This is a genomic window from Cellulomonas marina (assembly GCF_900111925.1).
GTDB lineage: Bacteria > Actinomycetota > Actinomycetes > Actinomycetales > Cellulomonadaceae > Cellulomonas > Cellulomonas marina.
The window spans coordinates 52,121-71,300 of the sequence record NZ_FOKA01000006.1 but is presented as its reverse complement, the minus strand read 5'-3'; the positions used below and the strand labels follow the sequence as shown (position 1 = coordinate 71,300).

16 protein-coding genes are annotated in these 19,180 nt (G+C 76.3%); 6 read left to right on the top strand and 10 right to left on the bottom strand.

Annotated features, from left to right (window positions below; translation table 11 throughout):
• Positions 1-13 precede the first annotated feature (13 nt).
• Positions 14-838: a DUF5926 family protein gene (locus BM048_RS08115; protein ID WP_090032233.1), complete on the bottom strand. Its 825-nt coding sequence runs from the start codon at positions 836-838 to the stop codon at positions 14-16.
• 231 nt (positions 839-1,069) lie between these two features.
• Here BM048_RS08115 and BM048_RS08110 point away from each other — a divergent pair, with 231 nt between their 5' ends.
• The 3 genes from BM048_RS08110 to BM048_RS08095 all read left to right on the top strand — a co-directional run bounded on the left by BM048_RS08110 (position 1,070) and on the right by BM048_RS08095 (position 4,771).
• Positions 1,070-2,002, top strand: coding sequence for a diacylglycerol/lipid kinase family protein (locus BM048_RS08110; protein ID WP_090032231.1), 933 nt, complete (start codon positions 1,070-1,072; stop codon positions 2,000-2,002).
• 80 nt (positions 2,003-2,082) lie between these two features.
• Positions 2,083-3,762: a phosphoglucomutase (alpha-D-glucose-1,6-bisphosphate-dependent) gene (gene pgm, locus BM048_RS08105; protein WP_090032229.1), complete on the top strand. Its 1,680-nt coding sequence runs from the start codon at positions 2,083-2,085 to the stop codon at positions 3,760-3,762.
• Positions 3,763-4,162: 400 nt separating this feature from the next.
• Positions 4,163-4,771 carry a TetR/AcrR family transcriptional regulator gene (locus tag BM048_RS08095; protein WP_090032227.1) on the top strand — a complete coding sequence of 203 codons (609 nt, stop codon included), beginning with the start codon at positions 4,163-4,165 and terminating at the stop codon, positions 4,769-4,771.
• On the opposite strand, the gene BM048_RS08090 is transcribed toward BM048_RS08095, so the two are convergent.
• Complete coding sequence (locus BM048_RS08090; protein ID WP_090032225.1) at positions 4,768-5,793, bottom strand: TerC family protein; 1,026 nt, start codon at positions 5,791-5,793, stop codon at positions 4,768-4,770. The genes BM048_RS08095 and BM048_RS08090 overlap by 4 nt on opposite strands.
• 240 nt (positions 5,794-6,033) lie before the next feature.
• Between BM048_RS08090 and BM048_RS08085 the strand changes: the two genes are divergently transcribed.
• Positions 6,034-7,245 carry an MFS transporter gene (locus tag BM048_RS08085; RefSeq protein WP_090032223.1) on the top strand — a complete coding sequence of 404 codons (1,212 nt, stop codon included), beginning with the start codon at positions 6,034-6,036 and terminating at the stop codon, positions 7,243-7,245.
• A 128-nt stretch (positions 7,246-7,373) separates the two neighbouring features.
• Positions 7,374-9,194 carry a pyruvate dehydrogenase gene (locus BM048_RS08080; protein ID WP_239078722.1) on the top strand — a complete coding sequence of 607 codons (1,821 nt, stop codon included), beginning with the start codon at positions 7,374-7,376 and terminating at the stop codon, positions 9,192-9,194.
• 11 nt (positions 9,195-9,205) lie between these two features.
• Here the strand turns inward: BM048_RS08080 and BM048_RS08075 are convergent, their stop codons facing one another.
• On the bottom strand, positions 9,206-10,720 hold the full coding sequence (locus BM048_RS08075) for a helix-turn-helix domain-containing protein (protein ID WP_090032219.1): 1,515 nt from the start codon (positions 10,718-10,720) through the stop codon (positions 9,206-9,208).
• Between the two features lie 95 nt (positions 10,721-10,815).
• Here BM048_RS08075 and BM048_RS08070 point away from each other — a divergent pair, with 95 nt between their 5' ends.
• Entirely contained in the window at positions 10,816-12,699 is a 1,884-nt protein-coding gene (locus BM048_RS08070) for a phosphoenolpyruvate carboxykinase (GTP) (protein WP_239078723.1), read from the top strand.
• Positions 12,700-12,724: 25 nt separating this feature from the next.
• On the opposite strand, the gene BM048_RS08065 is transcribed toward BM048_RS08070, so the two are convergent.
• From BM048_RS08065 to BM048_RS08035, 7 genes are all read right to left on the bottom strand, one after another.
• Complete coding sequence (locus BM048_RS08065; protein ID WP_090032216.1) at positions 12,725-13,396, bottom strand: hypothetical protein; 672 nt, start codon at positions 13,394-13,396, stop codon at positions 12,725-12,727.
• Positions 13,393-14,742 carry a hypothetical protein gene (locus BM048_RS08060; protein ID WP_090032214.1) on the bottom strand — a complete coding sequence of 450 codons (1,350 nt, stop codon included), beginning with the start codon at positions 14,740-14,742 and terminating at the stop codon, positions 13,393-13,395. The genes BM048_RS08065 and BM048_RS08060 overlap by 4 nt, the downstream gene beginning before the upstream one ends.
• A gap of 65 nt (positions 14,743-14,807) precedes the next feature.
• Positions 14,808-15,140 carry a hypothetical protein gene (locus BM048_RS08055; RefSeq protein ID WP_139224367.1) on the bottom strand — a complete coding sequence of 111 codons (333 nt, stop codon included), beginning with the start codon at positions 15,138-15,140 and terminating at the stop codon, positions 14,808-14,810.
• A 121-nt stretch (positions 15,141-15,261) separates the two neighbouring features.
• Positions 15,262-15,624, bottom strand: a complete 363-nt coding sequence (locus tag BM048_RS08050; RefSeq protein ID WP_090032209.1) for a hypothetical protein — start codon at positions 15,622-15,624, stop codon at positions 15,262-15,264.
• Positions 15,625-15,768: 144 nt separating this feature from the next.
• A complete protein-coding gene (locus tag BM048_RS08045; RefSeq protein WP_090032207.1) occupies positions 15,769-16,893 on the bottom strand; it encodes a VIT1/CCC1 transporter family protein in 1,125 nt (374 codons plus the stop codon).
• Between the two features lie 127 nt (positions 16,894-17,020).
• Complete coding sequence (locus BM048_RS08040; RefSeq protein WP_090032205.1) at positions 17,021-18,007, bottom strand: LLM class F420-dependent oxidoreductase; 987 nt, start codon at positions 18,005-18,007, stop codon at positions 17,021-17,023.
• Positions 18,008-18,073: 66 nt separating this feature from the next.
• Complete coding sequence (locus tag BM048_RS08035; protein ID WP_308439497.1) at positions 18,074-19,180, bottom strand: Gfo/Idh/MocA family protein; 1,107 nt, start codon at positions 19,178-19,180, stop codon at positions 18,074-18,076.

Below are 19,180 nucleotides of genomic sequence, written 5' to 3'. Positions count from 1 at the left end.
GCGGCGGCCCCTGTCAGCGCAGCGTGACCTGACGGGCGACGAGGCCCGCGCGCGCCCGCCGGGCGTTCGCGTCGAGCGGCCCGGTCTCCGCCAGCGCCGCCTCGAACCGGGGCAGGAACGCCGCGAAGGGCGCCTCGAGCTCCTCCGCCTCCGTCCCGCGCGCGAGCTCCCACACCGGCACGACGAGGCCCGCGGCCCGGAAGTACCCGATGAACTTCGACCCCTCGAAGCCCGACTCGCGCCGGCCGTGCAGGCGGGCGAGCGCGTCGAGGACGACCTGCTCGTCGAGCGGCTGCACCCAGCGCAGGAACTCCTTGGCCCCCATGCGGACCCAGTACGCCGACGGCGCGGCGGCGAGCTTGACCGTGTCGACGATGCCCTTGTCCGCCTCCTCGAGCGCCCCGACGAGCTCGGGCGTGCGCTCGGCGGAGGGGTCGAGCCAGTAGTCGAACGTGTCGGTGACGGTGACCTCGAACGGGACGTCGAGGTCGAGCACGTCCTGCAGCCGCGGCCCCGGCCCGACGAGCGAGCCGCCCTCGACCGCGGTCCCCGGCTCGACCTCGAGCGCCTCGAGCAGGGCCGCCGCGGCGTCGCGGCTGGCGTCGCCGGAGCCGGCGCCCAGCGTCTGCAGGGCGAGCAGCACGGCGCCGTCGGCGCGGTGCAGCGAGCGCCAGCCCTCGGGCAGCACGGTGGTGACGAGCACGTCGCGCGACCCGTGCTCGGCGGTGGTCCGCGCGGTCCCCGTGCCGGCCGGGACGAGCTCCTTGAGGGCGACCCAGTCGGTCTCGAACGGCAGACCCTCGAACGGGCGCAGGACGAAGTCGGTGTGTGCAGGCACGCGCCCGAGGCTAGCCGGTCAGGAGCGGGTCACCGGCCTGTCACCGGCCGGTCACCCCGTGCGGGCTCGCCCGCACGCACGGCGCCCGCACAGCCCGCCCGTGGAGGATGCTCGGGTCCGGACGGCAGGATCGGCGTCGCCGGGCACGCCCCCGCCGGCCACGGCGGGGGCGCACGCCCGGACCACGTGGCAGCAGCAGGTCGAGCAGCAGGTCGAGCAGGAGGACGGACGATGGACGGGCCGGGGCCCGCACGACCGCGCGAGGCGGTGCTGGTCGTCAACGTGCGCTCGCGCCGCGGCGCCGCCCTGCACGGCCGGGTGCGGCGGATGCTCGAGGAGCGCGGGGTCGTGGTCACCGCTGAGCACCTCGTCGACGACCCCGCCGCGCAGATGCCGGTGCTGCTGCCGCAGGTGCTGGCCGCGCGGCCGCCGCTGCTCGTCGTCGGCAGCGGGGACGGGACGGTCGCCGGGGTGGTCGACCACCTCGCGCACACGTCGACCGTGCTGGGCTACCTGCCCCTGGGCACGACGAACAACTTCGGCCGCAGCCTGGGCCTGCCGCTGCGGCTGGCCGACGCCGTGGACGTGGTGGCCCGCGGTCGCGTCGCGTCGGTCGACCTCGGGCAGGTCAACGGCGACTGGTTCGCCAACCTCGTCAGCATGGGGGTGTCGGCGGCGGTCGCCGGCCGGACCCCGCACGCCCTCAAGCGCCGCATCGGCCGGGCCGCCTACGCCGTGACGGCCGCGCGCGCGCTGACCACCCACCGCGCGTTCGAGGCCGAGATCCGCACGGAGGACCGGGTCTGGACCGTGCGCACCCACCAGCTCAACATCGCCAACGGCCGCGTCCACGCGGGCACGCCCATCGCGCGCGACGCCGGCGTCGACGACCGCCTCCTCGTCGCCTACGCCCTGGGCGGGTCGCGCCGGTTCTCGGTGGCCACCGCGGCCGCCCGGCAGGCGCTCACCCCCTGGCAGCCGCTGGAGCGCAAGGGCTACCTGACGGGCACCCGATTCGAGATCACGACGGACCGCCCCCTGGCCCTCGACGTCGACGGCGAGGTCACGGGTAGCACGCCGGCCAGCGTGACGGTCACGGGCGACGCCATGCGCGTCATGGTCCCGCAGACCTTCGTGCCGCGGGACCCGACGACCCCCCGCTGACCCCGCACCGGGAAGGGGCTCGAGACCAGGTGGTGATCGGGCGGGTGCGCCGCCGTGCACCCGTGGGCCAGGATCGGGGCATGGACCCGCGCGCCGGCACCCCCGCCCAACCGTCCGACCTCATCGACGTCGACGCCCTCGTCGGCGCGTACTACGACACCGAGCCCGACCTCGACGACCCCGGGCAGCGGGTCGTGTTCGGCACCTCCGGGCACCGCGGGTCGGCCTTCGACGGCGCCTTCAACGAGGCGCACATCGCGGCCACGACGCAGGCGATCGTCGAGTACCGGCGCGCGCAGGGCACCGACGGCCCGCTCTTCATCGGGCGCGACACGCACGGGCTCTCGGAGCCGGCCTTCCGCACGGCGCTGGAGGTCCTGGCGGCGCACGAGGTCGAGGTGCACGTCGACGCGCGCGACTCCTGGACGCCGACCCCGGCCGTCTCGCACGCGATCCTGCGGCACAACGGGGCCGGCACCTCCGCCGGCGTCCGCACGCAGGGACCGGGCCTGGCCGACGGCATCGTCGTGACCCCGTCCCACAACCCCCCGCGGGACGGCGGCTTCAAGTACAACCCGCCGGACGGCGGCCCCGCGGGCTCCGAGGCCACGGGCTGGATCGCCGACCGTGCCAACGCGATCCTGCGCGAGGGCTGGAAGGGCGTCCGCCGGGTCCCGGTGGAGCAGGCGCTGGCCGCATCGACGACGCGCAAGCACGACTACCTCACCGCCTACGTCGACGACCTGGCGAACGTGCTGGACCTCGAGGCCGTCCGCTCCGCGGGGGTCCGCATCGGGGCGGACCCGCTCGGCGGCGCGTCCGTGGAGTACTGGGGCGCCATCGGCGAGCGCTACGGGCTGGACCTCACGGTGGTGAACCCGGAGGTCGACCCGCGGTGGTCGTTCATGACGCTCGACTGGGACGCCAAGATCCGCATGGACTGCTCGTCGCCGTACGCGATGGCCTCGCTCGTCGAGCGGATGACGGGCGGCGGCGGGGCGGCGCCCTACGACATCGCCACCGGCAACGACGCGGACTCCGACCGTCACGGCATCGTCACCGCCGACGGCCTCATGAACCCCAACCACTACCTCGCCGTGGCGATCTCCTACCTGTTCGGCGGCGCACGCCCGGGCTGGGGCGAGGGGACGGCGGTCGGCAAGACGCTCGTGTCGTCGGGGCTGATCGACCGGGTCGTCGCCTCGCTCGGGCGGCGGCTGGTGGAGGTGCCGGTCGGGTTCAAGTGGTTCGTGCCGGGCCTCGTCGACGGGTCCGTCGGCTTCGGCGGCGAGGAGTCGGCGGGCGCCTCCTTCCTGCGCACGGACGGCACCGTCTGGACGACGGACAAGGACGGCATCCTCCTGGCGCTGCTGGCCTCGGAGATCACGGCGAGGACCGGCCGGACGCCGTCGCAGCTGCACGCGGACCTCGTCGAGCAGCACGGGCGGTCCTGGTACGCCCGGGTCGACGCGGCGGCCACGCGCGAGGAGAAGAAGACCCTGGCCGCCCTCTCGCCCGAGCAGGTCACGGCCACCACGCTCGCCGGCCAGGACATCACCGCACGCCTGACGAGGGCGCCGGGCAACGACGCGGCGATCGGCGGCCTCAAGGTCACGACCGCGGACGCGTGGTTCGCGGCCCGCCCGTCCGGAACGGAGGACGTCTACAAGATCTACGCCGAGAGCTTCGTCAGCGAGGAGCACCTGGGCGAGGTGCAGGCCGCCGCGAAGCAGGTCGTCTCGGACGCGCTGCAGGGCTGAGCGCCCGCGGCGGGCGTCGCCGCCACGTCGGACCTGCAGGTCACCCCCGCAGGAGACCGACCCCCTGCGTGACGACGCCCGCCGCCAGCACCACCGCGCCGACGGGCACGAGCACGAACACGCGGCGCGGCGTGGTGCGGCCCCGCCCGGCCGCGCCCAGGAAGAACCCACTCCGTGGCGGCCTCCCGCCCCAGCAGCAGGCGCAGCAGCGACACCCCGCCGGCCTCCACCGCCACCACCGTCAGCAGGACGACGCCCGCCGTCACCCGCGCGTCGTCGGACAGCTCCAGCACCGCGACCACCCCCCTCGCGCCCCGTCCGGCCGCCCCACCGGCGACGAATCAGAACGCTGTTACAGAACAGCGTTCCACAACGCGGCGGCGCTGGCTAGGCTCCTGCCGTGCCCCGGCCCCGGACCCACGACGACACCCTGCGCGCCCGCCTGCTGGCCGAGGCAACCCGCGTGGTGTCCGAGCGCGGCGCCGTCGCGCTCACCGTCCGGGACGTCGCAGCCCGGGCCGGCACCTCCGCCTCGGCGGTGTACGCCCTCTTCGGCAGCCGGGAGGAGCTGCTGCGCGCCGCTTCCCGCGCGACGCAGGCCGCGTTCACCGACCGGCTGGCGCAGGTGCCGGTGACGGGTGACGCCATGGCCGACCTCCTCGCCCTGGGGACGGCGTACCGGGACCACGCGCTGGCGTCCCCGCACGGCTACCGCGTGGTCGTCGAGGCCCCCCTCCCGTCCGGTGCGCGGCCCGAGCCGACGACGACCGCGGCGTTCTCGCTCCTGCGCGCCGCGGTCGCCCGGGTGCTGCCCGCGGTGCCCGACGACGCCGCGGCGCGGCTGGCGCTCGACCTGTGGTCGCTCGTGCACGGCGCCGTCGCGCTGGAGCTGGCTGGGCTGCTCCCCGGCGACGACGAGGAGCGGGCGGCCCGCTACGTCGCCCTGCTGCGCACGGCCGGCCCGGCCCTCGTCGGGGCCGCGGTCGGCCGGGCGCCCGGCGCCGGCTAGACGCGCGAGGGGACGCGGCGGCGACGGAAGGCGGGCTCGACCTCGGCGTCCTCCTCGGCGGTGGCGACGCGGAAGGGCGGGTCCTCCGGGGCCGGCAGGCCCGTGCGCTCCTGGCCGCGGGTGCGCCAGAGGCTGGCGGCGACGGCACCGCCGATGAGGAGGGCGATGACGGTGAGGGAGACGGCCGTCGGGATCTTGTAGACGTCCACCTGGAGGGCCATCTTCACGCCGACCCAGACCAGCACGAGGGCCAGGCCGAGCTTGAGGTACACGAAGCGGTGCATGAGGTCGGCGAGCAGGAAGTACATCGCCCGCAGGCCGAGCAGCGCGAACGCGTTGGCGGTGAAGACCAGGAACGGCTCGGAGGTGACGGCGAAGATCGCGGGGATCGAGTCGACGGCGAAGATCACGTCCGTGACCTCGACGAGGACGAGCACGAGCAGCAGGGGCGTGGCGAGCAGCGCCCCGTGCCGGCGGACGAGGAACCGCTGGCCGTGGAAGGTGTCGGTCATCGGCACCGCGCGTCGGAACCAGCGGACGACCCGCGACCGCGACGGGTCGATGTGCGCGTCCCGGGTCCGGATCATCTGGACGCCGGTCCAGAGCAGGAACGCGGCGAACACGTAGAGGATCGCGGAGAACGCGTCGATCGCGGCGGCGCCGGCGGCGATGAAGGCCCCGCGGAGCACCAGCGCCCCGAGGACGCCGAGGAACAGCACCCGGTGCTGCAGCTCCCGCGGCACGGCGAAGTACGTGAAGATGATCGCCCAGACGAAGACGTTGTCGACGGCGAGCGACTTCTCGATGAGGTAGCCGGCGAAGTACTGCTGCCCGAGCTCCGAGCCGTACACCTGCCAGATGCCGACGCCGAAGCCGACGCCGATCGCGACCCAGACGGCGGACCAGGCCGCCGCCTCCCGGACACCGATGACGTGCGCACGCCGGTGCGCGAACAGGTCGACGGCCAGCATCGCGAGGATGAGGCCGATGACGGCGGACCACAGCCACAGGGGGACGTCCACGGGGCACCTCTCGGTCGGTCGACCGAAGGTCTCCCCCGACCGCGGGCGGTCCTGCTGCGGACTGCGCCCGTCCGGTCCACCGCGCCGGGCCCCGATCGCGGGACCGTCGTGACGACGAGGTGTCGAGGGGTACTCCCCTTCACGAACACGCACAGGATGCGGTCGTCGCGGCCCGTCGTCAACCCCTCCGCGGTCGGTCTGGGGGACGGGCCGGTCGCCGCCAGGCCCGGGGCTGGGAGGATGTCCCCCGTGCTGCAGCCCTACCGTGACGTCCTGGCCCGCCCCGGTGCCCCCGCCTTCGTCACGGCGGGGACCCTGGCGCGGCTGCCGATGTCGACGGTGGGCATCGGCATCGTCCTGGCCGTCTCGCAGCTGACGGGCTCCTACGCGCTGGCGGGCCGGGTCTCGGGCGTGTTCGTCGCCCTGCAGGCCCTCTGCGCGCCGCAGCTCGCGCGGCTGGTCGACCGCCACGGGCAGGGCCGGGTCATGCGGCCGGCGATGCTGCTGTCGGCGCTCGGGCTCGTCGGCGTCGGCGTCGGCGCGGTCGCCGGCTGGGCCGAGGCCTGGCTCTACCTCGCCGCGGCCGTGGGCGGTGCCGCGATCGGCTCCTTCTCCTCGCTGTCGCGCGCGCGGTGGAGCACCCTCCTGCGGCGCGATCCGACCCGCCTGCACTCCGCGTACGCGCTGGAGTCCGTGCTCGACGAGGTCGTCTTCGTCGTCGGGCCCGTGCTCGCGACCTTCCTGGCCACCGCGGTCCACCCCACGGCCGGCCTCGTCGTCGGGACGGTGTCGCTGCTCGTCGGGGGGTGGGCCTTCCTGCAGCAGCGGTCCACCGAGCCGGCGCCCGCCCCGCGCGGGCACGACGAGGCGCGCCGTCGGACGGTGCTGCGCACCCCGGCGGTGGCCGTCGTGACGGCGGTCTTCGTCGCCATGGGCGCGATCTTCGGGGCGGTGGACGTCGCCGCGGTGGCCTTCGCGGAGGAGGCGGGCACCCCCTGGGCGGCGGGCGTGGTGCTCGCGCTGTTCGCGGTCGGGTCGCTGCTGGCCGGGCTCGTGTACGGCACGCGGCACTGGACGCGGCCGGTGGGGCAGAGGTTCGCCACCGGCATGGTGGCCCTCGGGCTGGCGGTGTGCCTCTTCGCGCTGGTCGGGTCGCTGCCGGTGCTGGGCGTGGTGCTGTTCGTCGCCGGCCTGGCGATCGCCCCCACGCTCATCAACGGCAACACCCTGGTCCAGGCCGCCGTCCCGCCGGAGCAGCTCACCGAGGGGCTGTCGTGGATCGGCACCGCCCTGGGCGCCGGCGTGGCACTCGGGTCGGCGCTGGCCGGTGCGCGGATCGACGCGGCCGGTGCGCACGCGGGCTTCCACGTCGTCGTCGCCGCCGGGGTGCTGTCCGTGCTCGCGGCGGTGGCGGCCGGGCCGGTGCTGCGTCGCGCGGCGCTCGTCGGCTGAACCGACGGCCCCGCGCCTCGGCCGGCACCCCCGCGCAGGTGCGCGCGGAGCACCCCGGGACGACGATGGCGCCACGCCCGCGCGGCGGTCCGCCGTGCGCAGCACGCCCACCGGACCGGAGGTCCACCGTGCCCCGTCGCCGCACCACCGTCGCGGACCAGCTCGTCGCCCAGCTCCTCGCCGCGGGCGCGCGGCACGTCTACGGGATCGTCGGCGACAGCCTCAACCCCGTGGTCGACGCGATCCGCCGGGCGCGGGAGGACGGCGCCGACATCGCGTGGGTGCACGTGCGGCACGAGGAGGCGGCCGCCTTCGCCGCCGCGGCCGAGGCGGAGATCACGGGCACCCTCGCCGTGTGCGCCGGCTCCTGCGGGCCCGGCAACCTGCACCTCATCAACGGCCTGTACGACGCCAACCGGTCCGGGGTGCCGGTCCTGGCCATCGCCTCGCACATCCCCAGCGCGCAGATCGGCACGGGCTTCTTCCAGGAGACGCACCCCGACCGGCTCTTCACGGAGTGCTCGGTCTACTCCGAGATGATCTCCTCGGCCGCGCAGGCGCCGCGCGTCATCCGCTCGGCGATCCACCACGCCTACGGCGCCCCGGGCGTCGCGGTGCTGACGCTGCCCGGGGACGTCGCCGACCTCGAAGCGCCGCCCGCTGCGCCGGACGTGCTCACCCGGCCCGCGGCGCCGCGCGTCGTCCCGGACGCCGCCGCGGTGGCCGGGTTGGCGGCCGCGATCGACGCCGCCGACAAGGTGACGATCTTCGCGGGCGCCGGTGTGCGCGGGGCCCGCGAGGACGTCGTGGCCCTGGCGGCGCGCCTGAACGCCCCGGTCGGGCACAGCCTGCGGGGCAAGGAGTTCGTCCAGGTCGACAACCCGTACGACGTGGGGATGTCGGGGCTGCTCGGGTACGGCGCGTGCCAGGAGGCCATGGAGGGCGCCGACCTGCTGCTCCTGCTCGGCTGCGACTTCCCCTACGACCAGTTCCTGCCCGCGGGGGTCCGCACGGCGCAGGTGGACGTCGAGGCCACGCACCTCGGCCGCCGCACCCGCAACGACCTCGCGGTCGTCGGGGACGTCGGGGAGACCGTGCGCGCGCTCCTCGGCCTGGTGCGGCCCAAGCACAGCCACCGGTTCCTCGACCGGATGCGCGCGAGGCACGCCAAGCTCATGGGCGGCGTCGGCGCGTACACGAAGGACGTGGAGCACCTCGAGCCGATCCACCCCGAGTACGCGGCCGTGCTGCTCGACGAGGAGGCGCCCGACGACGCCGTCTTCACCGTCGACACGGGCATGTGCAACGTCTGGGCGGCGCGGTACCTGACGCCCACGCACCACCGCCGGATGATCGGGTCCTTCTGGCACGGGTCGATGGCCAACGCCCTGCCGCACGCCATCGGAGCGGCGCTGGCCGGGCGGGCACCGCTGGGGAAGGGCGACGCCGGGACCGACGGGCTCACCGTCCGCGGCGCGGCGGCCTCGGGCCGCAAGGTCGTCGCCGTGGCGGGCGACGGCGGGCTGTCGATGCTGCTCGGCGAGCTCATCACGCTGCAGCAGCTGCAGCTCGACGTGACCGTGGTGCTGTTCGACAACGCGACGCTGGGCATGGTGCGGCTCGAGATGCTGGTCGACGGGTTCCCGTCCTACGGGACGGACTCCGTCGCGGTCGACTACGCCGCGGTCGCCCGAGCGGTCGGGCTGCACGCGGTCCGCGTCGAGCACCCCGGCGACGTGCGGGCCGCCCTGCGCGAGGCGATCGCGCACGAGGGGCCGTCGCTCGTCGACCTCGTCACCGACCCGCGGGCGCTCTCCCTGCCCCCGAAGCTCACCCGCCAGCAGGTCACCGGCTTCACGGCCGCCATGAGCAAGGAGGTCCTCGGCGGCGGGGTCGGGGAGGTCATGGCCATGGCCCGCTCGAACCTGCGCAACGTCCCGCTGCCCTGACAGCGGCCCGATCAGCGCGTTCCGGGGGCTCCCGCCGCCGGGGCGTGCCGCTCGAGGAAGGCGTAGACCTCGCGCGAGTCGACGCCGGGAAAGTCGCCGGCCGGCAGCGGGGAGAAGATCTGCTGGTGGACGCGGGCGCTCGGCCACGAGGCGTCGGCCCACCGGGCCGCGGCGACGGGGGACGGCCGTCGGCAGCACGCCTCGTCCGGGCAGGTGGACGTGCGCCGCACGGTCGTGTCGCGGCCGCGGAACCACTTGGCGGACGCGAACGGCACGCCGATGGCCAGGCCCGTGTGGCCCCCCGTACCCGAGCCCGTCTGCGTCGAGCACCAGAAGGTGCCCGCCGGCGTGTCGGTGTACTGGTAGGACTCCGACGACCGGTCGCGACGGGCCAGGGCCTGCCGCACCCCCCACTGCCGGCAGACGATCTGCCCCTCGATCGCACCCGTGACGTCGGTCGGCAGGGGCAGGCCGTCGTTGGCGTAGGCCCGGTGCAGGGCGCCGTCGCCGCCCACCCGGACGAAGTGCACCCGGATGTCGAGGTGGTGCGTCGCCAGGCTCGTGAAGCGCTGCGCGGCCGCCTCGTGCGTGACGCCGAAGGCGTCCCGCAGGTCCTCGATGGCGAGGTCCTTCGCCTTCTTGGCAGCCCCCAGCGCCTCCACCGCGGAGGACTCCGGGAGCAGGCACGCGGAGGCGAAGTAGGTGATCTCGACGCGCTGGCGGAGGAAGTCGTCGTAGGAGGTCGGTCGCTCGTGGCCCAGGACGCGGTGCGCGATGGCCTGCAGCGCGAGCGAGCGCAGGCCGTGCCCACCCGGGGAGGATGCCGGCGGCAGGTAGATCCGCCCGTTCGCCAGGTCCGTCACCGTGCGGGTGCTCGACGGCAGGTCGTCGACGTGGACGATGCGGAAGCCGAGGTCCTCCGCCATGCGGGACACCGCCCGGTGCGTCAGCGCGCCGGAGCTGTACCCGGCCCGCCGGACCATCGTCTCGGCGAGGCGCTCGATGTCGGGGAGGTAGTTGTCCCGGGCCTGCCGCTCGAGCCGGATCTGGGTGTTGGCCCGGCGCGCCTCCTCCGGCGTCGCCACGGCCTCCAGGTCGCGCCGCGCCAGCTCCGCGTGCAGGCCGACGAGCTGCTCGAGCACCGGCAGCGGCAGCGTCCGGCCGGGCCGGACCGCCGGCAGGGACAGGCGCTCGAAGCCGGGGGACCGCTGCGCGCGGTCGAGGGCGATCTCCAGTGCCGCGCGCCGGGAGGGCGGCTCGGCGTCGAGGAGGTCGGGCAGGCCCACCTCGAGGGCCTCGGCGAGGCGTCGCAGCAGGGGCAGCCGCGGCTCGCGCCGCCCGTTCTCGACGAGGGAGAGCAGGCTGCCCGTGACCCCGACCCGGCTGCCCAGCGCGTCGAGGGTGAGCCCGCGGGCGGTCCGCAGGTGCCGCAGCCGACGCCCGAGGGTCAGGGCGTCCGCCCCCGGCGCGTCGGCGTCCGCCGCCACCCGCCCGCCGCGATCTGACCCGCTGTCAAGAATCGCCATCCTCAACACCTCGTCCCCGTCGTCGCGGCGTCCTGCGTGACGAAGCATAGAGGCCGACGTCGGGCCGTCCGGGCCCGCAGGAGGAGGTCACCGACATGACGATGCTCGTCGGACGTGCCCCGGCACCGCTCACCACCCTCGAGGACCTGGCCGCCGTCGCCGCGACGGGCGACGTGCGCGCCTGGGTCGACGCCGTCGCCCGCCTCACGGAGCCGGACGCGGTCGTGTGGTGCGACGGCTCCGAGCGGGAGCGGCAGCGGCTCGTCGCCGGCATGGTCGCCACGGGGACCCTGCTGCCGCTCGACCCGGAGCTCCGCCCGGGCAGCTACCTGGCCCGCTCCGACCCCGACGACGTGGCGCGCGTGGAGTCCCGGACCTTCATCTGCCCCTCGGACGCCGCCGACGCGGGGCCGACGAACAACTGGCGCGACCCGGCCGAGATGCGCCGCGAGCTCCGCGCCGTCTTCGCGGGCTGCATGCGCGGCCGGACGATGTACGTCGTCCCGTTCTCGATGGGCCCGGTCGGCGGACCCCTGTCGGCCCTCGGCGTGCAGCTCACCGACTCGCCCTACGCCGTGGTGAGCATGGGCGTCATGGCGCGGGTCGGGTCCGACGTCCTCGCCCTCGTGGAGGCCGGCGCGCCCTTCGTCCCGGCGGTGCACTCCGTCGGCGCGCCGCTCGTCGACGCGGACGGGACGCGCCGGGCCGACGTGCCGTGGCCGTGCAACCGCCTGAAGTACGTCGTCCACTTCCCGGAGGAGCGGGAGATCTGGTCGTTCGGCTCGGGGTACGGCGGCAACGCGCTCCTGGGCAAGAAGTGCTTCGCGCTGCGCATCGCCTCCGTGATCGGGCGCGACGAGGGCTGGCTCGCCGAGCACATGCTCCTCGTCCGGCTGATCTCGCCCGAGGGGCGGCGCTACCACGTCGCGGCGGCGTTCCCGTCCGCCTGCGGCAAGACGAACCTGGCGATGCTGAGCCCGTCGCTGCCCGGCTGGCGCGTGGAGACGCTCGGCGACGACATCGCGTGGCTGCGTCCGGGCGCCGACGGCACGCTGCGGGCCATCAACCCCGAGACCGGGTTCTTCGGCGTCGCCCCGGGCACGGGCGCGGCGACGAACCCGGCGGCGGTCGAGACCGTCGCCCGGGACACGATCTTCACCAACGTCGCGCTCACCCCCGACGGCGACGTGTGGTGGGAGGGCCTGACGCCCGAGCCGCCCGCGCACCTGACCGACTGGACCGGGCGCCCGTGGACCCCCGCCGACGGCGCGGCCGGACGCCCGGCGGCGCACCCCAACTCGCGCTTCACCGTCCGTGCCGACCGGTGCCCCACCATCGCGGACGACTGGGACGACCCCGCGGGCGTGCCGCTCGACGCGATCGTGTTCGGCGGGCGCCGGGCCGCGGACGTGCCGCTGGTCCTGCAGGCGGAGGACTGGGAGCACGCGGTGTTCCTCGGGGCGACGATCTCCTCGGAGCGCACCGCGGCCGCGGAGGGCACCCTCGGCGAGGTGCGGCGCGACCCGTTCGCGATGATGCCCTTCTGCGGGTACGACATGGCGCGGCACTGGGAGCACTGGCTGCGGGTGGGCCAAGGGATCGCCGAGGACCGCCGGCCCCTGGTCTTCGGCGTCAACTGGTTCCGCCGCGACGCCGACGGCCGGTTCCTGTGGCCGGGGTTCGGCGAGAACATCCGGGTGCTGGCCTGGGTCGCGGAGCAGGTCGACCGGGCGCGCGGGCGGCGGGACGACGTCGCGGCGGTCCGCAGCCCGCTCGGGCTCCTGCCGGCGCCCGGCGCCCTGGACATCGACGGTCTCGACCTGACTCCCGGCGACCTCGACGCGCTGCTCACCGTCGACCGCGACGCGTGGACGGCCGAGGCCGACCGCATCGAGGCCTTCTTCGACGGCTTCGGGGACCGGGTGCCGGCCGCGCTGCGCCGACGGCTGACCCACCTGCGGACCGAGCTGGGCGGCTGACGGGCGAGGCGCCGTCGTCGTCGCGTCAGGCTGCTGGGCGGTCACGGTCGTGCAGCAGGTGCACCGCGCCGACGACGGCGTCGACCAGCCCCGTGAGCGGCTCGAGGAGCTCGACGTGCTCCGACGCGACGGCGAGGTGGTGGACGGCCGCCCCGCCGCGCGAGGCGGGCACGTCGAGCCACGCGTCCCACACGACGTGCTGCGAGCCGTCCGGACGGTCGAGGACGCGCCGCCGCCGCAGCACGGGCCCCAGGGACCCCGTCCCGCGGACGAGCGTCCGGTCGCCGGCGCCCGCCGCGGTCCGGGCGGCGCCACCCACGGCAGCCGCCACCGCATCGAGCCCGCGCCCACCGCCCGGCAGCGGCAGCACGGACGCCGTCAGCGAGGCGGTGACCACGGCCAGGGGGTGGTCCCCGGACCGGTCGGCGCGGCGGTCGTCGCGCGACGCCCCGGTGGGCTGCGGCACGGGCAGGGCGTACAGCGCCAGCAGCCACGCCCCCGCGTCGGCCGCCCGCCGCGCCGACGCCGTCAGGTCCCGCGTCAGCTCGCGCCGCAGGTGCGCGCGCCCGTCGGCGACCCCGAGACGCCGCCGGACCACCGCGCGCACCGCCCGCTCCCGGCCGGCGAGGTCCCGGAGGGGCACCGAGGTCCAGTGGTCCGGCAGCACGACGACGACCCCGCTGCCGACCGCCGTCACGACGCGCTCCGGGCCACGCGCCGCCCGGGACCGATCAGCTCCCGCCGCAGCTCGCCGACCTCCCCGACGAGGCTCGTCGCGTCGTACGCCCGCATCCCGGTCCAGGCGAGCGTCCCCGCGGCTGCCGTCTCCCGCGGGACGTCGTCGAGCGGGACCGCCCCGAGCACGGGCCGCCCGGCGACCGTGCTCGCCAGGCCGCGGAGGGCCTGCCACTCGTCGGCGTTGGCGAACAACCGGAGCAGGCGCTGGTGCGGCGCGCGCGCGGCGCCCAGCACGGACGCGCCGACCGTGCCCAGCGCGTCCCCGACCGGCATCCGGCGGACCTGCGCCGCGGCGTCCCGCACCCGCGAGACGCCGTCGCCGAGGTCCGCACGGAGGGCGCGGAAGAGCACCAACGAGGTCATGGAGGCACGGGCCTCCCGGCCGACGACCGTACCGAAGCGCACGCCTCCGCCGGCAGCCGCCAGCACACCGACGCCGATGGCGCGGCTCAGGCCGCCCGACACCACGCCGAGGAGGTCGCCGGCGACCGTCCACCAGGTGGTCTCGTCGTCGCCCTGCAGCTTCCGGCACAGATCGCGCACGAGAGCCACGACGGCCGCGACGGTCGCGAGCACGATCAGCACCTGCCCGAGCACCGGCACCCACCCGAGCAGGAACGCGCCGATCGAGAGCACCGGCGCGATGGTGTCGAGGCGCTCCAGCAGCCACCGACCCGCTGCCACCACGCCGTCCCAGGCCGTCCCGGCGGCGGTCGCCACGCCGGTCCCCACGCCGGTCCCCACGGCGTGGACCACCGCCCCCAGGACGGCTCCCACCGAGGCCGCCAGCCCTCCCAGGGCGGACCACGGCAGCGGACCGTTCGCGTCGAGCACCCGCGCGGCCGCCAGGGCGGACGCGTCGCGGGCGGCCTCTACCGCCGCCACCGAGGCCCGCGCCGCCGCGAGGTCGTCCTCCGCGGCGGCCATCGCCCCCGCCGCGGCCGCCCCGTCGGCGGCCAGCGCCGCGACGCGGACCGGGTCGACCTCGCGGACCTGCTGCGCGACGACGTCGTCAGCCGCGGCAGCCGCACGGTCCCGCACCCGCTCCGCCGCGCGGGCGTGCTCGAGGGCCGTGCGGGCGCGAGCCTGCGCCTCCTCGAGGTCGGCGGCGTAGGTGCCGAGCGCGCGCGACGCGGCCGCCGCCCGGTCGGCGACCCGGTCGAGGTCGATGGCCGTCCCGCCGGCACGGGAGGCCAGGGCGGCGGCGGCCAGGGACTGCCCGGCGACCACCGAGCCCCGCACGCGGGAAGCGGCGTCGAGCAGGGCACCCGCCGCGAGGGCGAGCTCGGCCGCGGCAGCGCTCACGCGGTCCGGTCTCCCGGGGACGGGGTCTTCGGCCGCGAGCGGCGACAACCCGCCGGCGGGCCGGCTCACGCGGCGCCGCCCACGGCCGGCACCCCGGCCGCCAGCCGTCCGTCCGCCGACTCGAAGCCGTCGGCCACCGCCCGGCAGCCCTCGGCCAGGGACCGCAGCTCGTCGTCCATCCCGACCAGGTCCGCGCGGCGCCCGTCGACGTGGTCGCGCGCGGCGGCCGCCAGCGCCGGGTGCCCGACCGCGGCCGGCAGCTCGTCGAGCGCGGGTGTGCCGCCGGGCAGCAGCGCGCGCACGGCGTCGAGCGCGGCCGCGAGCGATCGCAGCGCCCCCGTGTCGACGACGAGGGTGCCGCCCGCCGGCGCGCCCCCGCCGCCCGTGTCCGTCGCCACCGCACCCACCCCGTCCCGGCGGGGACGGTCGCCCCGCGCGGAGCCGGACGCTAGGGCAGGGGCGGCGGCACGCGTGCGGCGGCCTGTGGACGACCGCCGCCGCCGCGCTCGGCGGCCGAGGTCAGCCCTGCGGCGTCCCCCCGGGCGCCGACGGTCCCGGCTCGCCGCTCGCGGTCCGCGGCGGGGTGGCGGGCGCGCCGGCCGTCGGGTCCACGCCCGGCGTCGGCTCCGTCGAGGACGAGCCCGACGAGCCCTGCAGCTTCGCCTTCGCCGCGCCCACGGCCTTGTCCTTCAGCGCCGACCCCTGGCTCTTGGCGAAGGTCGCGACCTGGTCCTCGGCGCCGTGGACGTAGTCCTGCACCTTCGGGTTCTGCCACACCTTGTCGGCCTGCGCCTTCAGGCGGTCGAACTGCTGGCGGCCGGCACGGGTGCCGAGCACGTAGCCCACCCCTGCCCCGAGGACGAACGCGACCTTGCCCCGCATGGGGACCTCCCTGACGTCGGTGCGGCACGCCCCCGCGCCGCGCACCGCCGGGCGGCGGCACGCGTCGAGCCTAAGAGGGCGGGGCAGCCTCCGCCCGGCGTCAGCCCGACGTCAGCCCGCCGTCAGCCCGGCGTCAGGCCGGCGTCAGAGCGCGCCCGTGCCGAACGCGAGCCCCAGCGCGTACGTGACGGCGGCGGCGCCGAAACCGATCGCCACCTGCCGCAGCGCCCGCCGCAGCGGCGGCGCCCCGGACAGCAGCCCGACGACGGCCCCCGTCGCGCACAGCGCCAGCCCGACGAGCGCGGCCGACCACGCGACGGCCACGAGCCCCTCGGCGCCGAGCAGGTAGGGCAGCACGGGGACCGCGGCGCCGGAGGCGAAGAACGCGAACGACGCGAGCGACGCCCCGACGGCCGTGCCGACCGTCTCGTGGTCGCCCTCGTCGTCCGACGGGCTGAGGCCGGACGCCGGGCGGCGCGGGTTGCCGGCCTGCAGGGCCGCCAGGACGGTGTGCGCCCGCTCGGCGGCCTCGTCGGGCGCCATGCCGCGCGCGCGGTAGACCAGCGCGAGCTCGTTCTCCTGCACGTCGACGTGCTCGAGGGCGCTGCGGGCGTGCGGCCCGGGGCGCGAGGCGTCGAGCAGCTCGCGCTGGGAGCGCACGGACACGTACTCCCCCGCCGCCATGGACAGCGCCCCGGCGAGCAGCCCGGCCAGGCCCGTCAGCAGCACCACCGACGTCGACACCCCGCCGGCCCCCACGCCCAGGACGAGCGCCAGGTTCGACACGAGCCCGTCGTTCGCTCCGAAGACCGCGGCCCGGAAGGTCCCGGACATGCGGTTGCGCCCCCGCATCGCCAGGCCGCGCACGACCTCCTCGTGGAGGCGCTCGTCGGCGGCCATGCGCGGCGTCGCGTCCTGGTCGCGCTCGTAGGTGGAGCGGGCCTCGGCGCGCTGCGCCAGCGCCAGCACGAACACCGACCCGAAGCGCCGCGCCAGCACGCCGAGCACGCGGCTGCGCCAGTCGCCCCGCAGCGGCCGGCCGACCTGGTCGCCGAGCAGGTCGAGCCAGTGCTGCTCGTGGCGCCGCTCGGCCTCCGCCAGCGCGAGCAGGATCTCCCGCTCCTCGCCCTCGCGCCGTGACGCCAGGTCCCGGTAGACCGCCGCCTCGGCGCGCTCGTCGGCCAGCATCTGCCGCCAGCGCCGCACCTGGGCCGGCGTGGGGGCGGCCGGCGCGGGCACGGCGGAGCCCGGGGTGGAGAAGGAGGTCATGGGACGATCCTGGCACGCGGCTGCGCCGCCGGTCACGCCCGAGCGCGGTGTTCGGGCGTACGAATCCGCAGGTCAGGGCGCCCGACGAGCGTCGGTGCGCCCCGACCTGCAGCGAGCCGACGGGCCCTCAGGCGCTGGGCGCGGCCGCGCGGAGCTTCTCCAGCAGCGGCCCGGCGGCCGTGTCGAGGAACTCCTGCTGGCCCTCGTCGCCCACCTGCACGAGGGCGATGTCGGTGAAGCCGGCCTCCCAGTAGGGCTGCACGGCCTCGACGATCGCGTCGAGGTCCGGGCCGCAGGGGATCGTCTCCGCGACGTCCTCGGGGCGGACGTACTGGCTCGCCGCCTCGAAGGCCTCGGTCGTCGGCAGGTCGGCGTTCACCCTCCAGCCGCCGGCGAACCAGCGGAACTGGTCGTGCGCCTTCGCGAGCGCGGCGTCCTTGTCCGGGCCCCAGCAGATGGGGATCTGGCCGACGGCGCGCGACGGCCCGGTCCCGGCCGGGCGCGCCTCCTGCCACATGTCGACGAGCTCCTTCTCCGGGTCCGTGGCGACGAGGTGGTCGCCCAGCGGCGCGAACCGGTGCACCGACTGCGGACCGGAGACGGCCAGGCCGATCTCGACCTTCTCGTCGGGCAGATCCCAGAGGCGGGCGGAGTCCGTGCGGAAGTGCGTCCCCTCGAAGGTCAGCCGCTCGCCCGAGAGGAGCTCGCGGATGATGTGCACGGCCTCCTCGAACATGTCGTGCCGCTCGCCCACGGCCGGCCAGCGCTCGCCGACGACGTGCTCGTTGAGGTTCTCCCCCGCGCCGAGGCCGAGGGTGAAGCGCCCGTCGGAGAGGATCCCCAGCGTCGCGGCCTTCTGGGCGACGACCGCGGGGTGGTACCGCAGGATCGGGCAGGTCACGTAGGTCATGAGGCCGACGCGCGACGTCGCCTGCGCGACCGCGCCGAGCATGCTCCACGCGTAGCCGGCGTGCCCCTGCGAGTCCAGCCAGGGGAAGTAGTGGTCGCTGGAGACCTCGAAGTCGAAGCCGACCTCCTCGGCCGCCACGGCATACCGCACGATGTCCTTGGGACCGGACTGCTCGGTCATGAGGGTGTAGCCGAAACGCGTCATGCGGCTACCGTCGCGCGGCCCCGGTCACGCCGCATCCGGAACGTCCCCGACGAGGGTCGTGCCACGTCAGGCCCACGCCTCCGCGACCGTGCGCACGACGCCGCCCGACGACGCCGCCTCCCCGATGGCGAGCCCGAGCAGGTGGTCCTGCAGGCCCTCGGCCAGGGGGTAGGGCGCCGGGCCGTCGCCGCGCACCCAGGCAGCGGTCGCGGCGAGCAGCCCCGCGACCGCGTGGTCGTCGTCGGCGAGCCGGCCGCCCTCGTGCTCCGCGCGCCACAGGACCCGGCCGTCGAGGCTGACGTGCTCGAGGTCGTACCCGTCGAGGTCCTGCTCGACGCCGGACTGCCGGCGCACCAGCGACGACGTGACGACCGTCCGCGGGTCGAGCCACCGCGTGAGCCGGTCGTCGACGAGCTCGCCGTGGCTGCCGCGCACCAGCAGGCGGTTGGCCCGCAGCGGGTTGTGCCACTGGTTGTCGGTGAAGTCGTACAGGCCCAGCCGCCCCTCGCCGAGGTCCAGCGTGGCGAGGGTCGTCGTCGCGGGAACCGGCTCGGTCGCCCCCGTCCAACCCGCGCGCGAGGCCGGGTCCAGCAGCGGGGCCACGTGCGTCGTCGCCCGCACCTCCGCCGGCCCCCGGCCCGCGCCCAGGAACCGGCGCAGCAGCGCCACCGCGTGGTACTGGTGCGTGGAGGACACGTGCACGGAGGTGACCGTCCCCAGCAGCCCCGCCCGCACGGCGGCCAGCCGGGCGACGTGCTGCGGCATGAAGACGCTGTGCTCGGCGACCTGCACCAGGTCGGTGCTGCCGACGTCGGCCCAGAGCTCGCGCATCGCGTCGACGTCCGGCGCGGGCGGCGTCTCGGCCAGCACGGGCACGCCCGCGGCGACGACCTCCCGCACGACGTCGGGCGTCACGGGCCAGGGCGTCGCGGTGACGACGAGCTGCGGGCGGTCGGCGCGGGCACCGGCACCGGGCAGGGCGCCGGTCACGAGCTCCTCGACCGTGCGCACGGTCGGCACGCCCCAGGCCCGCTCGACCTCCGCCCCGCGCTCCGCGGACCGCGCCACCACCCCGATCAGCGTGTAGCGCTCGGGGAAGAGCCGGGCGACGCGCGCGAAGAACTCCGCGCGCCACCCGCTGCCGACCAGCCCGAACCGCAGCGGCTCCGCCAC

Bases quoted from the DNA above. Each gene is read 5' to 3' on its own strand.
- pgm (WP_090032229.1), top strand. From the start codon at position 2,083: ATGGACCCGCGCGCCGGCACCCCCGCCCAACCGTCCGACCTCATCGAC.
- BM048_RS08075 (WP_090032219.1), bottom strand. From the start codon at position 10,720: ATGGCGATTCTTGACAGCGGGTCAGATCGCGGCGGGCGGGTGGCGGCG.
- BM048_RS08045 (WP_090032207.1), bottom strand. From the start codon at position 16,893: ATGACCTCCTTCTCCACCCCGGGCTCCGCCGTGCCCGCGCCGGCCGCC.
- BM048_RS08040 (WP_090032205.1), bottom strand. From the start codon at position 18,007: ATGACGCGTTTCGGCTACACCCTCATGACCGAGCAGTCCGGTCCCAAG.
- BM048_RS08070 (WP_239078723.1), top strand. From the start codon at position 10,816: ATGACGATGCTCGTCGGACGTGCCCCGGCACCGCTCACCACCCTCGAG.
- BM048_RS08050 (WP_090032209.1), bottom strand. From the start codon at position 15,624: ATGCGGGGCAAGGTCGCGTTCGTCCTCGGGGCAGGGGTGGGCTACGTG.
- BM048_RS08085 (WP_090032223.1), top strand. From the start codon at position 6,034: ATGTCCCCCGTGCTGCAGCCCTACCGTGACGTCCTGGCCCGCCCCGGT.
- BM048_RS08110 (WP_090032231.1), top strand. From the start codon at position 1,070: ATGGACGGGCCGGGGCCCGCACGACCGCGCGAGGCGGTGCTGGTCGTC.